The 15,209-nt window shown below is 67.6% G+C and carries 15 protein-coding genes; 12 read left to right on the forward strand and 3 right to left on the reverse strand.

The window, feature by feature from the left end:
• The first annotated feature begins 18 nt into the window (after window positions 1-18).
• Together obgE and proB are read left to right on the forward strand one after the other, a co-directional pair.
• Entirely contained in the window at window positions 19-1,494 is a 1,476-nt protein-coding gene (gene obgE, locus B133_RS0103070) for a GTPase ObgE (RefSeq protein WP_018599245.1), read from the forward strand.
• Window positions 1,491-2,624 (forward strand): glutamate 5-kinase, encoded by a 1,134-nt coding sequence (proB, locus tag B133_RS0103075; protein ID WP_018599246.1) that lies wholly within the window; start codon window positions 1,491-1,493, stop codon window positions 2,622-2,624. The genes obgE and proB overlap by 4 nt, the downstream gene beginning before the upstream one ends.
• Before the next feature lie 28 nt (window positions 2,625-2,652).
• Here the strand turns inward: proB and B133_RS0103080 are convergent, their stop codons facing one another.
• Both B133_RS0103080 and B133_RS0103085 read right to left on the reverse strand, forming a co-directional pair.
• On the reverse strand, window positions 2,653-3,168 hold the full coding sequence (locus B133_RS0103080; RefSeq protein ID WP_026255907.1) for a nitroreductase family protein: 516 nt from the start codon (window positions 3,166-3,168) through the stop codon (window positions 2,653-2,655).
• 117 nt (window positions 3,169-3,285) lie between these two features.
• Window positions 3,286-4,128 carry an NAD-dependent protein deacetylase gene (locus tag B133_RS0103085; RefSeq protein ID WP_026255908.1) on the reverse strand — a complete coding sequence of 281 codons (843 nt, stop codon included), beginning with the start codon at window positions 4,126-4,128 and terminating at the stop codon, window positions 3,286-3,288.
• Window positions 4,129-4,229: 101 nt separating this feature from the next.
• On the opposite strand from B133_RS0103085, the gene B133_RS0103090 reads away from it, so the two are divergent.
• A complete protein-coding gene (locus B133_RS0103090) occupies window positions 4,230-6,281 on the forward strand; it encodes an NAD(+) synthase (protein WP_018599249.1) in 2,052 nt (683 codons plus the stop codon).
• A 7-nt stretch (window positions 6,282-6,288) separates the two neighbouring features.
• Here the strand turns inward: B133_RS0103090 and B133_RS0103095 are convergent, their stop codons facing one another.
• Window positions 6,289-7,149 carry a PfkB family carbohydrate kinase gene (locus B133_RS0103095; protein WP_026255909.1) on the reverse strand — a complete coding sequence of 287 codons (861 nt, stop codon included), beginning with the start codon at window positions 7,147-7,149 and terminating at the stop codon, window positions 6,289-6,291.
• Window positions 7,150-7,221: 72 nt separating this feature from the next.
• Between B133_RS0103095 and B133_RS0103100 the strand changes: the two genes are divergently transcribed.
• From B133_RS0103100 to B133_RS0103140, 9 genes are all read left to right on the forward strand, one after another.
• The gene (locus B133_RS0103100; RefSeq protein ID WP_018599251.1) at window positions 7,222-8,481 is read left to right on the forward strand and encodes a glutamate-5-semialdehyde dehydrogenase; all 1,260 of its coding nucleotides are present in this window, start codon (window positions 7,222-7,224) and stop codon (window positions 8,479-8,481) included.
• A 20-nt stretch (window positions 8,482-8,501) separates the two neighbouring features.
• Window positions 8,502-9,386 (forward strand): MoxR family ATPase, encoded by an 885-nt coding sequence (locus tag B133_RS0103105; protein WP_018599252.1) that lies wholly within the window; start codon window positions 8,502-8,504, stop codon window positions 9,384-9,386.
• Window positions 9,386-10,831: a VWA domain-containing protein gene (locus tag B133_RS0103110; RefSeq protein ID WP_018599253.1), complete on the forward strand. Its 1,446-nt coding sequence runs from the start codon at window positions 9,386-9,388 to the stop codon at window positions 10,829-10,831. The genes B133_RS0103105 and B133_RS0103110 overlap by 1 nt, the downstream gene beginning before the upstream one ends.
• A gap of 82 nt (window positions 10,832-10,913) precedes the next feature.
• On the forward strand, window positions 10,914-11,546 hold the full coding sequence (gene nadD / locus B133_RS0103115; protein WP_369751480.1) for a nicotinate-nucleotide adenylyltransferase: 633 nt from the start codon (window positions 10,914-10,916) through the stop codon (window positions 11,544-11,546).
• Window positions 11,543-11,920, forward strand: coding sequence for a ribosome silencing factor (gene rsfS, locus B133_RS0103120; protein WP_018599255.1), 378 nt, complete (start codon window positions 11,543-11,545; stop codon window positions 11,918-11,920). Before nadD ends, rsfS begins: the two co-directional genes overlap by 4 nt.
• A gap of 7 nt (window positions 11,921-11,927) precedes the next feature.
• Entirely contained in the window at window positions 11,928-12,596 is a 669-nt protein-coding gene (gpgP, locus tag B133_RS0103125) for a glucosyl-3-phosphoglycerate phosphatase (RefSeq protein ID WP_018599256.1), read from the forward strand.
• Window positions 12,586-13,347: a diglucosylglycerate octanoyltransferase gene (gene octT / locus B133_RS0103130; protein ID WP_018599257.1), complete on the forward strand. Its 762-nt coding sequence runs from the start codon at window positions 12,586-12,588 to the stop codon at window positions 13,345-13,347. Before gpgP ends, octT begins: the two co-directional genes overlap by 11 nt.
• A 2-nt stretch (window positions 13,348-13,349) precedes the next feature.
• A complete protein-coding gene (locus tag B133_RS0103135) occupies window positions 13,350-14,189 on the forward strand; it encodes a DegV family protein (RefSeq protein ID WP_018599258.1) in 840 nt (279 codons plus the stop codon).
• 107 nt (window positions 14,190-14,296) lie between these two features.
• Window positions 14,297-15,151 carry an SPFH domain-containing protein gene (locus B133_RS0103140; RefSeq protein WP_018599259.1) on the forward strand — a complete coding sequence of 285 codons (855 nt, stop codon included), beginning with the start codon at window positions 14,297-14,299 and terminating at the stop codon, window positions 15,149-15,151.
• Window positions 15,152-15,209: the final 58 nt, after the last annotated feature.

The following is a 15,209-nucleotide window of genomic DNA, read 5'->3' on the forward strand; positions in this document are numbered from 1 at the left end:
CGACGGAGAGGATGTCCGATGTCCCGGTTTGTCGACCGCGTCGTCATCCACGCGCGGGCCGGTAACGGCGGCAATGGGTGTGCCTCGGTGCACCGCGAAAAGTTCAAACCCCTTGGTGGCCCTGACGGCGGCAACGGTGGTCGCGGCGGCAGCGTCGTCCTCGTTGTAGACTCGCAGGTGCACACCCTGCTGGACTTCCACTTTCATCCGCATGTCGCGGCGCCCTCCGGTAAGCAGGGTGCCGGCAGCAACCGGGACGGCGCATCAGGTACCGATCTCGAAGTCCGCGTACCCGACGGCACCGTCGTGCTCGACGAGGACGGGCGGATGCTCGCCGATCTCGTCGGAGCGGGCAGCCGTTTCGAAGCCGCCGTGGGCGGACGCGGCGGCCTGGGCAATGCCGCGCTGGCGTCCCGGGCGCGCAAAGCCCCCGGCTTCGCGCTGCTCGGTGAGAAGGGCCAGGCCCGCGATCTCACCCTAGAGCTCAAGACCGTTGCCGATGTCGGTCTGATCGGTTTTCCCTCAGCAGGCAAATCTTCACTGGTGTCGGCGATCTCGGCGGCCAAACCGAAGATCGCCGACTATCCGTTCACCACACTGGCGCCCAATCTGGGTGTGGTGTCGGCCGGCGACAACACCTATACCGTGGCCGACGTCCCCGGTCTCATCCCCGGCGCCTCCGAAGGGCGCGGACTTGGCCTGGAGTTCCTGCGGCATCTCGAACGCTGCGCGGTACTTGTGCACGTTGTGGACTGCGCCACAATGGAACCAGGCCGCGACCCGATATCCGACATCGAGGCACTCGAGGCCGAACTGGCCGCGTATACCCCTACTCTGCAAGGCGATTCGGCTCTGGGTGACCTGGCCTCGCGGCCGCGGGCGGTGGTGCTCAACAAGATCGACGTTCCGGACGCGCACGAGCTCGCCGACTTCGTCCGCGACGAGGTGGCCCGGCGGTTCGGCTGGCCGGTGTTCGAGGTGTCGACCGTGAGCCGTGCAGGCCTGCGCCCCTTGACCTTTGCGTTGTGGGACATGGTGAAGGCCTACCGCGACGCCCAACCTGAGATCGCAGCGCGACGCCCGGTGATCCGACCCATCGCCATCGATGAGAGCGGGTTCACCGTGGAGTCCGACGGGCAGGGTGGCTTCATCGTTCGCGGGGTGCGCCCCGAACGCTGGATTGCGCAGACGAATTTCGACAACGACGAGGCTGTCGGCTATCTCGGTGACCGCCTGGCCCGGCTGGGTGTCGAGGATGAACTGTTCAAGCGTGGTGCGCGGCCGGGGTGTGCCGTGACCATCGGCGATATGACCTTCGACTGGGAACCGCAGACCCCCGCCGGTGTCGACGTGCCGCTGACCGGTCGCGGCACCGACATCCGGCTGGAGCAGACAGACCGCGTCGGAGCGGCCGAGCGCAAGGCCGCCCGCCGCGAGCGGCGCAGTCCGGGCGCGCACGCGAGGAACATCAACGAACGAAGCGAAGACGAGTGACGGGCGCACACTCGGCATCCTCTGCTCACCGGGAGGCGATCCGCACCGCGCGCAGCGTCGTCGTCAAGATCGGAACCACCGCGCTCACCACCCCCACCGGGGTGTTCGACGCGGCCCGGTTGGCGTACCTCGTCGAGGCCATCGAGGGCCGGATGAAAGCCGGCTCGGATGTGGTGATCGTGTCCTCGGGTGCCATCGCCGCCGGGATCGAACCGTTGCGGCTGACCAAGCGGCCCACGGACCTGGCCACCAAACAGGCCGCGGCCAGCGTCGGCCAGGTGGCACTGATCAACGCGTGGAACACCGCTTTCGCCGCCTACAACCGGACTGTCGGTCAGGTGTTGCTGACCGCGCATGACGTCTCGATGCGGGTGCAGCACAACAACGCCCAACGGACCCTGGACCGGCTGCGGGCGCTGCATGCGGTCGCGATCGTCAACGAGAACGACACCGTCGCCACCAACGAGATCCGGTTCGGTGACAACGACCGGCTCTCAGCTCTCGTGGCGCAACTGGTCGGCGCCGACGCCCTGGTGCTGTTGTCCGACATCGATGGCCTCTACGACTCGGATCCCCGAAAAGGCAACGCGCGCTTCATACCTGAGGTCGCTGCGCAGGGTGATCTGGACGGCGTCGTCGCCGGCCGGGGCAGCCACCTGGGAACCGGCGGCATGGCGTCCAAGCTGTCGTCAGCCTTGTTGGCCGCCGATGCCGGCGTGCCCGTGCTGTTGGCGGCGGCCGCCGATGCCGCTGCGGCACTGCGAGATGCATCGGTTGGCACGGTGTTCGCGCCCCGTTCCGAACGGATGTCGGCGCGGCGATTCTGGGTGCGGTATGCCGCCGAGTCTGCAGGGGCGCTCACCCTCGACGACGGCGCGGTGCGGGCCGTGATCCACCAGCGGCGATCGCTGCTACCGGCGGGGATCACCCAGGTGGCAGGTCGGTTCCACGGCGGGGATGTGGTCGATCTACGTGCGCCCGACGGGGAGACGGTGGCCCGCGGTGTCGTCGCCTACGAAGCGTCGGAATTGGCGACCGTGATGGGCCGGTCCACTCGGGATCTGCCGGTCGAGATGCGCCGGCCCGCGGTACACGCCGACGATCTGGTCGCCCTCAAGAGAACTCGGTGAGCACGCGTCGCGAAGCCAGTGGTGGCGGTCACCAGTGGCCCCAGTGCACGACCTCGTCGAACGGACGGCGATTAGGTTTCACAATGGGCCGGAACGGGCGGTCCGCCGGGTACCCGACACCGAGCAGAAACGACACCAAGTGGTCGTCGGGCACGCCGAGAATGGCACGCGCTTTGGGTTGATCACCTACCGACGAATGGCCGGTTCCGATACCGAGATCGGTCGCGGCGATGGTCATCGCCAGCGTCGCCTGGCCCAGGTCGTATTGGTCGATGAGTTTGGTGTGCTCATCCGCAGCCTCCGGGACGACCAGCGCGATCGCGGCCGGCGCCGACGCGATGTGGCCGGCGCCGCGCCATACCGTCGAGAGTTCTTGCAGCTGGTCCCGGTCGGTGACGATCACGAAATCCCAGTGCTGCCGGTTCGCCGCGGACGGCGCGCGCCAGCCGGCTTCGGCTATACGATTCAGGTCGCGCTCCGAGACCGGATCGGGTAGATAACTCCGCACGTTTCGGCGCGCGCGGATCGCATCCCAGGTTTCCAACTCGAACTCCTTTGCATCGAATGTCAGACAGAACCCACTGCCTGACAGAACCACACTGCGGCACCGAGTATTTCGTGCGCCGTCACCGCTGTCACGCCGCGTGCTGTTCCAGCCGGTCTATCCGGGCGATGCCGTACACGTCCCGGCCAGTTCACCGCCCAGCAGGGTCAGCAGCTCCGAGCAGCCGGCGTCGACCTTCACGGTGGCCAGATCGTCGCCCCGGGTACGTCCCCGGTTGATGATCGCCACCGGTATCCCGTGTGCGGCGGCGTGGCGGACGAATCGGTAACCCGAGTACACCGTCAGCGAGGAACCCGCCACCAGCAGTGCATCGCCGGAATCGACAAGTGAATAGGCTTGCTCCACACGGCTTTTGGGGACGTTCTCACCGAAATAGACGATGTCGGGTTTGAGCATGCCACCACAGATCGGGCAGTCGACGATGGTGAATGACGCCGTGTCGGCCACCACCGCGTCGGCGTCGGGAGCCACCGCGATCCCACCGACTGCCTCGGCTCGCTCGAGAAATCCCGGATTGGCGGCCTCCAGCAGCTCGGCCAGCGCGGCACGCGACATGGTGCGACCGCACTCGAGGCACACCACGCGGGCGTAGCTGCCGTGCAGGTCGACCACCGTGCGACTGCCCGCCTTGGTGTGCAGGAGATCCACGTTCTGCGTGACCAAACCGACGACCACGCCGGCGGACTCCAGCGCGGTCAATGCCCGATGCCCGGCGTTGGGCATCGTCTCGTCCATGTGCCGCCAGCCGATGTGATTGCGGGCCCAGTACCGCTGCCGGAACACCGGATCGGACCTGAACTGCCCGATAGTCATCGGGTTGCTCGGCGGCGAGTCCGGACCGCGGTAGTCGGGGATACCGGAATCGGTGGACATACCCGCGCCGGTCAGCACGGCGACGCGACGGCCCTCCAGCACGGCGACGAGTTCGGGGGCATCCACCCCCACGAGAATAGGCGCTGGCCCATTCCGGGGATGGTTCGCAGCCGCCCGATCGGGCCCGCCGCCCCGCCATGGGCGCCTCGCAGGTGACAATGAAGGCAATGGACTTCTACTCCGCCTACCGACATGGCTTTGCCCGGGTTGCTGCGTGCACGCTTCACACGGCGTTGGCGGATCCACCCGCCAACGCCGAATCGGTGCTGAGACTGGCGCAGGCCTGCCACGACGACGGCGTGGCCGTCGCGGTGTTTCCCGAGCTGACGCTGTCCGGCTATTCGATCGAGGACATCCTGCTGCAGGACACGCTGCTGGAATCGGTCGAGGAGGCGCTCGTGGAGATCGTCGCCGCGTCGGCGGTCCTGGCACCCGTGCTCGTGGTCGGAGCCCCGCTGCGGCACCGGCACCGGATCTACAACACCGCGGTCGTCATCCATCGTGGCGCCGTGCTCGGGGTAGCCCCCAAGTCGTATCTGCCCACCTACCGCGAGTTTTATGAGCGGCGGCAGGTCGCCGCGGGCGACGAGGTGCATGGCACCGTCCACGTCGCCGGGGCCGACGTGCCGTTCGGGGCCGATCTGCTATTCGTGGCATCGGACCTGCCGGGATTGGTGCTGCACGTCGAGATCTGCGAAGACATGTTCGTCCCCGTCCCGCCGAGTGCCGAGGCCGCGCTGGCCGGTGCGACGGTGCTGGCCAACCTCTCCGGCAGCCCGATCACCGTCGGCCGAGCCGCGGATCGCTGCCTGCTGGCTCGGTCGGCATCGGCACGCTGCCTGGCCGCCTACGTCTACGCCGCCGCGGGCGAGGGCGAGTCCACCACCGATCTGGCCTGGGACGGCCAGACCATGATCTGGGAGAACGGACGCCTGCTCGCCGAGAGCGAGCGGTTCCCGCGCGGCGAGCGCCGCTCGGTGGCCGACGTGGATCTGGAGTTGCTGCGCGCCGAACGGCGGCGCATGGGCACCTTCGACGACAACGCTCGCCACCACGGGGTGGTCGTCGATGCCTTCCGGCGTATCGAGTTTCAGCTGGACCCACCGACGGGCGACATCGGGTTGTTGCGCGAGGTCGAGCGGTTCCCGTTCGTACCCTCGGATCCGGAACGGCTGCAACAGGATTGCTACGAGGCCTACAACATCCAGGTGTCCGGTCTGGAGCAGCGGCTCCGCGCGCTGAACTATCCCAAAGTCGTCATCGGCGTGTCCGGCGGGCTGGACTCGACGCATGCCCTGATCGTCGCGGCGCGGGCGATGGATCGGGAAAACCGGCCGCGCAGCGACATTCTCGCATTCACGCTGCCGGGTTTCGCCACCGGCGACCGGACCAAGAACAACGCCATCCGGTTGAGCCGTGCGTTGGGCGTGACATTGGAAGAGATCGACATCAAGCCAACCGCCCAGTTGATGCTCGCCGAGATGGACCATCCGTTCGGGCGTGGCGAGAAGGTCTACGACGTCACGTTCGAGAACGTGCAGGCCGGCCTGCGCACCGATTACCTGTTCCGGCTGGCCAATCAGCGTGGCGGGATCGTGCTGGGCACCGGCGACCTGTCCGAGTTGGCGCTCGGCTGGTCGACTTACGGTGTCGGCGACCAGATGTCGCATTACAACGTCAACGGCGGGGTGCCGAAAACGCTGATCCAGCACTTGATCCGGTGGGTGATCTCGTCACGGCAATTCGGAGCCGAGGACTCAGACGTCAACGAGATCCTGCAGTCGGTGCTGGACACCGAGATCACCCCGGAGCTGGTCCCGACCGGCGAGGACGAGGAAATCCAGAGCAGCGAGGCCAAGGTCGGACCTTATGTGCTGCAGGATTTTTCGCTGTTCCAGGTGCTGCGCTACGGGTTCCGGCCGTCGAAGGTCGCGTTCCTGGCTTGGCATGCCTGGCACGACGCCGACCTGGGGGACTGGCCGGCCGGCTTCCCCGAGGACAAGCGACCGGTCTACTCGCTCAAGGAGATCCGGCACTGGCTGCAAGTGTTCGCACAGCGGTTTTATTCGTTCTCCCAGTTCAAACGATCGGCACTGCCCAACGGGCCCAAGGTGTCGGCCGGCGGTGCACTGTCGCCGCGCGGAGACTGGCGGGCGCCGTCGGACATGTCGGCACGGATCTGGCTCGACGAGATCGAGCGCGACATTCCCGAGGCTTGACGACCCCTCAGCGGGCAAGCATCGCGTCGATGTCGGCCACGGTGGGTGCGCAGTCACCCGCACCGTGCACCAGCGTCGCGAGCGCACCGGCCGCGCACGCCCGGCGCAGCGCCTCATCGAACCCCGAGCGCCAATCGGCGGCCAGCACGCCGGCGAACACGTCGCCGGCTCCGGCGGTGTCCACCGCCTTGACGGACGGCGACCGCACGTCGAACCGCTCCTCGGCACCCACGTAGCTCGCGCCCCGCGAACCCCGCGTGATGACGAGATGGGTCACCGGCCAATGCCATTCAGCGGCTTCGGTCTCGTTGACCACCACCACGTCGACCAGTTCGGACAGTGCCAAAAGCTGATGAGCGTGGGTGCCGGGTGGTGACGCGTTGAGCATGACGACCGCGCCGGCCGTTCGCGCGAGGCGGGCCGCCGCGATCGCGGTCGCTGGCGGGATCTCCAGTTGCATCAACACCACATCGGCGGAGGTGATCGCGGTGCGCGCGGCGGCGGATTCCACCTCGAGGTGCGCGTTGGCGCCGGGCGCCACCACGATGCTGTTCTCCCCGTTGGCGTCGACGACGATGGCTGCCGATCCACTGGGACCGGGCACGGTCGCGACCGCGGCGAGTTCGACACCGTTGGCGCCGAGGTGGGTGCGAAGCGAGTGTGCGGCAGCGTCGTCGCCGAGTGCGGCTACGAGGCACACCGAGGCCCCGGCCCGCGCCGCAGCGACCGCCTGATTACCCCCCTTGCCGCCCGACGCCGACGACAGCGACGATGCCAGCACCGTCTGCCCGGGTTTGGGCAGTGTCTGCACGGCGAACGTGAGATCGGCGTTGACGCTTCCGACCACGCACACTCGTGAGGACGCCATAGTCGACAACGCTAAACCAGCGGTGTGCTGACGCGCGTCGAGCCGGGTGAACACCTCCGATACCCTGGGACGATGAGTGTGCAGACACCGCCCGTGAGCGCGCCGACGCAGGATTTGCGGGAACAGGTGCACGAGTCCGCCCGCCGCGCCCGAATCGCGGCGCGCACGTTGGCCACCCTCAACACGGCCACCAAGAACCGTGCCCTTCATGCTGCCGCCGACAGTGTGCTGGCCTGCGTCGACGCGGTGCTGGCGGCCAACGCCGGCGACCTCGACGCGGCTCGTGACGCCGGCACGCCGGAGGCCATGCTGGACCGGCTGGCGCTCAACCCGCAGCGGATCGACGGCATCGCCGCGGGCCTGCGCCAGGTCGCCGGGCTGCCCGATCCGATCGGTGAGGTGCTGCGGGGGCGCACCCTGCCCAACGGCCTGCAGCTGCGGCAGCAGCGTGTGCCCCTCGGCGTGGTGGGCATGGTCTACGAGGGTCGGCCCAACGTCACGGTCGACGCGTTCGGACTGACACTCAAATCCGGCAATGCGGCATTGCTACGCGGCAGTTCCTCCGCGGTCCGCTCCAACGAGGCACTGGTGGCGGCCTTGCGGGCTGCGCTGCTCGCCGAGGGCCTGCCCGCCGATGCCGTGCAGCTGCTGCCCAGTCACGACCGCGCCAGTGTGACGCACCTGATCCAGGCCCGCGGTCTGGTCGACGTCGTGATCCCGCGCGGTGGGGCCGGCCTGATCGACGCCGTGGTGCGCGATGCCCAGGTGCCGACGATCGAGACCGGCGTCGGCAATTGCCATGTCTACGTTCATGAGTCGGCCGACCTCGACCTGGCCGAGAAGATCCTGCTGAACTCCAAGACCCGGCGGCCCAGCGTGTGCAATTCGGCCGAGTCGCTGCTGGTCGATGCGTCCATCGCCGACGTCGCGGTACCGCGGCTCGTCGCCGCGCTGCAGGACGCCGGTGTCACCGTGCACGCCGACCCCTCCGAGGACGAGCTGCGCGCGGAGTTCCTGTCGATGGACATTGCGCTGGCCGTAGTAGATGGAGTGGATGCCGCCATCGCCCACGTCAACGAGTACGGCACCGGGCACACCGAAGCCATCGTGACAACCGATCTGGCTGCGGCACAGCGGTTCACCGAGCGGGTGGATGCCGCCGCGGTGATGGTCAACGCGTCCACCGCCTTCACCGACGGTGAGCAGTTCGGCTTCGGCGCCGAGATCGGCATATCCACCCAGAAGCTGCATGCCCGCGGCCCGATGGGACTGTCCGAGCTGACCTCGACGAAATGGATTGTGTGGGGCGAGGGCCAGACCCGCCAGGCCTAGACGACAAAAGGGAGAAACACGTGTGCGTGCCCGCGCGCCCGGCACCGCTGTTCGCCGATATCGACGATGTGGCACGACGACTGGCCGAAACCGGATACCTGCCCGATACCGCCACTGCCACCGCGGTTTTCCTCGCAGACCGGCTCGGCAAGCCGTTGCTGGTGGAGGGGCCCGCGGGCGTGGGCAAGACCGAACTGGCCCGCGCGGTCGCCCAGAGCACCGGCAGCGAACTCGTGCGGCTGCAGTGCTACGAAGGCGTCGATGAAGCCCGCGCGCTCTACGAATGGAATCACGCCAAGCAGATCCTGCGGATCCAGGCGGGTCAAGGTGAGGGAGCGGACTGGGACCGCACGAAGGACGACGTGTTCAGCGAGGAGTTCCTGCTGAGCCGCCCGCTGCTGACTGCGATCCGACGCACCGACCCGACCGTGTTGCTGATCGACGAGACCGACAAGGCCGACATCGAGATCGAGGGCCTGCTGTTGGAGGTGCTGTCCGACTTCGCGGTCACGGTGCCGGAACTGGGCACCATCACCGCCGAGCGGCCACCGTTCGTGCTGCTGACGTCCAACGCCACCCGCGAGTTGTCAGAGGCGCTCAAGCGGCGTTGCCTCTTCCTGCACATCGACTTTCCCGATGCCGAGCGGGAGCGACGCATCCTTTTGTCCCGGGTGCCGGAACTGCCCGAGCACATCGCGGCCGAACTCGTCCGGATCATCGGGGTGCTGCGGGGCATGCAGCTCAAGAAGCTGCCGTCGGTCGCCGAGACGATCGACTGGGGCCGCACCGTGCTGGCCCTCGGCCTGGACACCATCGACGATGCCATGATCGCCGCCACGCTCGGGGTTGTGCTCAAACACCAGTCCGACCAGCAGCGAGCCGCCGGGGAGCTGAAGCTCAACTGATGGCCTCCCGTCGAACCCGACCGCCCCAACCGCTGGCCCCGCACGGCCTGCCCGGGCATCTCGTCGAGTTCGTCGCAGCCCTTCGCAAGCAAGGCATCTCGGTGGGCCCGTCAGAGACGGTCGATGCCGGTCGGGTGATGACAGTGTTGGGGCTGGGGGACCGTGAGGCGCTGCGTGAGGGCATCGCGTGCGCGGTGCTGCGCCGCGCCGACCACCGCGACACCTATGACGCGATGTTCGACCTGTTCTTCCCGCCGGCGCTGGGCGCGCGCACGGCACTGTCCGACGACGAGGCGCCCGGCGACCGAGCACAGCAGCTGCCTTCGGCGGATGTCGATGCCATGCGGGCCGCGTTGGAGCAGATGCTCTCCGACAACGAAGATCCGGCCGGCCTCGACGACCGGTTAGCGGCGATGATCGCCCAGATCGTCGGGACCTACGGCCTATACAACTCGAGCCGCGGGCCGGCGTACTCGGCGTATCAGGCGCTCAAGGCGATGAGCCTGGACGATCTGGAGGGTCGGCTGCTCGCGGGGCTGCTGGCTCCGTACGGCGACAAGCCCACGCCCACCCAGGAGGCGATCGCCAAAGCGATGGCTGCGCAGCGTATCTCACAGTTGCGCAAGATGGTGGAGGCCGAGACCAAACGTCGCACCGCCGAGCAGTTGGGCCGCGAGCATGTGCAGGTTTACGGTGTGCCACAACTGGCCGAGAACGTGGAATTCCTGCGCGCCTCAGGCGAACAGCTGCGCCAGATGCGCAAGACCGTTGCGCCGTTGGCCCGCACCCTGGCGACCCGGCTGGCCGTGCGTCGTCGTCGCTCCCGCGCCGGGGAGATCGACCTGCGCAAGACACTGCGCAAGTCCATGTCGACCGGTGGGGTGCCGATCGACGTGGTGCTCCGCAAGCCGCACCCGGCCCGGCCCGAGCTGGTCGTGCTGTGCGACGTGTCCGGCTCGGTGGCCGGTTTCAGCCACTTCACGCTGATGCTGGTGGCAGCGCTGCGTCAGCAGTTCTCGCGGGTCCGCATTTTCGCCTTCATCGACACCACCGACGAGGTCACCGAGCTGTTCGGCCCCGAATCCGATCTTGCGGTCGCGGTACAGCGCATCACTCGAGAGGCGGGTGTCTACACCCGCGACGGACACTCCGACTACGGGCATGCCTTCGTATCGTTCCTGGACCGCTACCCGAGTGTGCTCTCACCGCGCAGTTCGCTGCTAGTGCTCGGCGACGGACGCAACAACTATCGCAACCCGCAGGCCGACCTGCTGGCGCACCTCGTGTCGGCGAGCCGGCACGCGCACTGGCTCAACCCCGAACCGAGGCACCTGTGGGGCAGCGGGGACTCCGCGGCGCCGAAATACGGCGAGGTGATCACCATGCACGAGTGCCGCTCGGCCAAGCAGCTCGCCTCTGTGATCGACGGGCTGTTGCCGGTCTGAACGGGTCGCAGTCGGTTACGCGCCGGGTCGGCCGCCCGTCGACGCTGCCGTAAGCTGGCTGTTCGTGGTAACGCGGCGCAGGCTGGGTGTGATGGGTGGGACGTTCGATCCCATCCACAATGGGCACCTCGTCGCCGCCAGCGAGGTGGCCGACCTGTTCGAGTTGGACGAAGTGGTGTTCGTGCCGACCGGCGAGCCCTGGCAGAAGCACGACCGGCCGGTCAGCACTGCCGAGGACCGGTACCTCATGACGGTCATCGCCACGGCGTCCAACCCGCGGTTCTCGGTGAGCCGCGTCGACATCGACCGGGGTGGTCCCACCTACACCACCGACACGTTGCGTGACCTGCGCAAACTCAACGTGGACAGCGATCTGTTCTTCATCACCGGCGCCGATGCCCTGGCGTCGATCCTGTCCTGGCAGAACTGGGAGGAATTGTTTTCGATGGCAAAGTTCGTTGGTGTGAGCCGACCGGGCTACGAGCTCGACGGTAAGCACATCCTGGCGGTGCGCCAGGAGCTGCCGTCCGACGCGTTACAACTGGTCGAGGTGCCTGCGCTGGCGATCTCGTCGAGCGATTGCCGGCAGCGTGCAGAGGCGTTGCGGCCCATCTGGTACCTGGTGCCCGACGGGGTGGTGCAGTACGTAGCGAAGCGCGGCCTCTATACCGCGGACGTGAAGAGTGGCCACAACGGTGGGAAGGGTGTCTCATGACCGCCACGGCTGAAGCCGTCGCAATGGCCGAGGTGGCCGCCCGCGCGGCGGCCGGCAAGCTCGCCGACGACGTCGTGGTGATCGACGTGTCCGGGCAGCTGATCATCACCGACTGCTTCGTGATCGCCTCGGCATCCAACGAACGGCAGGTCAACGCCATCGTCGACGAGGTCGAGGACAAGATGCGCCTGGCGGGCTACAAACCGGCCCGTCGTGAGGGTGCCCGGGAAGGGCGCTGGACGCTGCTGGACTACGTCGACATCGTGGTGCATATCCAGCACCAGGACGAGCGCAACTTCTACGCACTGGACCGCTTGTGGCGGGACTGCCCGCAGATCTCCGTAGAGCTGGATCACGACGGCTCCGGGGAATGAGGACGCGATGAAAGTCCGGCGGCTGGTGCTACTCCGGCACGGCCAGACCGAGTACAACGCCGGTAGCCGGATGCAGGGCCAGCTCGACACCGACTTGTCCGATCTGGGTCGGGATCAGGCCGCAGCGGCCGCCGAGGTGCTGGCGAAACGACAACCGCTGCTGATCATCTCGTCGGATCTCAAACGCGCACTGGACACCGCCATGACGCTCGGGGACCGTGCCGGACTGCCGGTGCAGGTCGACAAGCGGCTCCGCGAGACGCATCTGGGAGACTGGCAGGGCCTGACACACCTGGAGGTCGACGCCCTGGCACCCGGGGCAAGGGCGATTTGGCGCGAAGACGCCCGGTGGGCGCCGCACGGCGGTGAGAGCCGTGTCGACGTTGCCGAACGCAGTATTCCCCTGGTGGCTGAAATCGTTGCCGGGCAACATGAGTGGGGGCTCGACGCACCTGAGCGGCCGGTGGTGTTGGTGGCCCACGGTGGTTTGATCGCAGCACTTACGGCGGGGTTGTTGGCCCTGCCGGTCGACAACTGGCCGGCGCTCGGCGGCATGGGCAATGCCAGCTGGGTACAGCTGACAGGCCATTCCGACGACGATGCGCCCTTCGGCGACATCCGGTGGCGGCTGGACGTGTGGAACGCCTCGGCGCAGGTGGCCAACGATGTCCTCTGACCCCACGGTCGAGTCGTACCGCGGGGGCTCGGCGACGCTGTTGGTGTTCGCCGACTCGCTGTCCTACTTCGGCCCGACCGGCGGCCTGCCGTCTGACGATCCCCGGATCTGGCCCAATATCGTTGCTGAACAACTGGGTTGGGACCTGGAGCTCATCGGGCGCATCGGCTGGACCTGTCGGGATGTGTGGTGGGCGGCTACTCAGGACCCGCGGGCTTGGGCGGCATTGCCGCGGGCGGGCGCGGTCATCTTCGCGACCGGTGGCATGGATTCGCTGCCGTCACCGCTACCGACGGCGCTGCGGGAACTGATCCGCTATGTGCGGCCACAGTGGTTACGGCGATGGGCGCGCGATGGCTACGGGTGGGCACAGCCGCGGTTGTCGTCGATCGCCCGCTCGGCGCTGCCGCCGCACGTCACCGTTGAATATCTCGAAATGACCCGGAGCGCCATTGATTTCAACCGCCCGGGTATTCCGGTGGTGGCATCCCTGCCTTCGGTCCACATCGCCAAGACCTACGGCAAGGCCCACCACGGTCGGGAGCCGACGGTGCAGGCCATCACGGCCTGGGCCGAGCAGCACGATGTTCCGCTGGTAGACCTGAAAGCGGCCGTCGCTGACGAAGTGCTCAGCGGGCGGGGCAATCCCGACGGTATCCATTGGAGCTTCGAGGCGCACCGGGCGGTGGCCGAGTTGATGATCAAGGCCTTGGTGGCAGCAGGCGTCCCGCAACAGAATTCCGCCGACTGACGATGGCTGTCGTAGTGGTGACAGACTCGTCGTCGAGGCTGGGGGCCGAACAGCGTGATGGCTGGGCGATCCGGCAGGTGCCGCTGCACATACTCGTCGACGGCACCGATGTGCGTGACGGCGTCGACCCGCTCCCGTTCGACATTCACGATCGGGCCCGGGTGACCACAGCCGGTGCCTCCCCGAGTGAGCTCGCGGCGACCTACCGGCAGGCGCTGGCCGACAGTGACGGTGACGGCGTTGTCGCCGTGCATATTTCGGCGGCACTGTCGAGCACCTACAGTTCGGCCGCACTGGCGGCGCGGGAATTCGGCCAGGCGGTGCGGGTGGTCAACTCGCGATCGGCTGCGATGGGAGTGGGGTTCGTGGCGCTCGCCGCCGCGCGCTCGGCCCGCACCGGGGCGGGCCTCGACGAGGTCGAGGCGGCAGCCCGCGCGGCGGTGCCGCGCGGGCACGCGTTCATCGTGGTGCACCGGCTGGACAATCTGCGCCGCAGCGGCCGCATCGGTACCGCGGCGTCCTGGCTGGGCACCGCGCTGTCGCTCAATCCGTTGCTGAGCCTGGACGTCGACGGCCGGCTGGTGCTCTCGCAGCGAATCCGTACCGTGTCGAAAGCCCGTGCGGCACTTGTCGATCAAGTTGTCGGAGTGATCGGTGAACGGTCAGTCCGCGTCGCGGTGCACCACGTCGACAACCTTGCCGGCGCCGATGCGATCGGCGCCGCGCTCACCGCCCGACTGCCGCAGTTGCAAACGCTGACGGTGACCGAGATGGGGCCTATGCTCGGCGTGCACGTCGGTGCGGGCGCGATCGGGGTGTGCGTATCGCTCAACAGCGGATGACGGTGCCCAGCCCGCGAACCGCCCGGTGATCTGCCTGCGCTGGCGGGCGCAGCGCCCACGTCGCACAATCAGACTATGGATCCACAATGACGGATCGAGGTCTGACCATGGACATGCTCTATTCACTCGGGACGACTGCCCTCGGCGCGCTGATTCTGCTCTGGATCGGCGTCAGCAACATCCGCGTGGTCAAACAGTACGAGCGGGGCGTGGTGTTCCGGTTCGGCCGCGTGCAGGACCAGGTCCGTGCACCGGGGTTGACCATGCTGATCCCGATCGCCGACCGACTGCAGAAGGTCAACACCCAGATCATCACCATGCCGGTCCCCGCACAGGACGGCATCACCCGCGACAACGTGACGGTGCGGGTCGATGCAGTGATCTACTTCAACGTGGTCGACCCCGTGCGGGCGGTGGTCGATGTGCAGGACTACATGTCGGCGATCGGTCAGGTCGCGCAGACTTCACTGCGCTCGATCATCGGCAAGAGCAACCTGGATGATCTGTTGTCCAACCGCGAACGGCTCAATCAAGGATTGGAGCTGCTCATCGACAATCCCGCGCTGGGCTGGGGTATCCACATCGACCGCGTCGAGATCAAGGATGTGGTGTTGCCGGACACGATGAAGCGCTCGATCGCCCGTCAGGCCGAGGCCGAGCGCGAGCGGCGGGCCCGCGTGATCACGGCCGACGGAGAACTCCAGGCCTCCGAGAAGCTCGCCGCAGCGGCCGATGTGATGGCTGCCGAGCCTGCGGCTCTGCAACTGCGACTGCTGGAGACCGTCGTCGAAGTGGCCGCGGAGAAGAATTCCACCCTGGTCCTGCCATTCCCGGTCGAACTCCTGCGGTTCCTGGAGCGAGCCACGCCGGAGCGGGTGCGGCCCAGCGTTCCTGACGACGCCCGCGCGATCGCGCTCGACGAGCCGCTGCCCAGCCACACCGACCGGATGACCGCTCCATAGGTAGTTGTCCACAAAGCCGAGTTCATCCACAGCTGCCCGTCGATCGGGCGCTTAGCGG

The organism is Mycobacterium sp. 155 (assembly GCF_000373905.1).
GTDB lineage: Bacteria > Actinomycetota > Actinomycetes > Mycobacteriales > Mycobacteriaceae > Mycobacterium.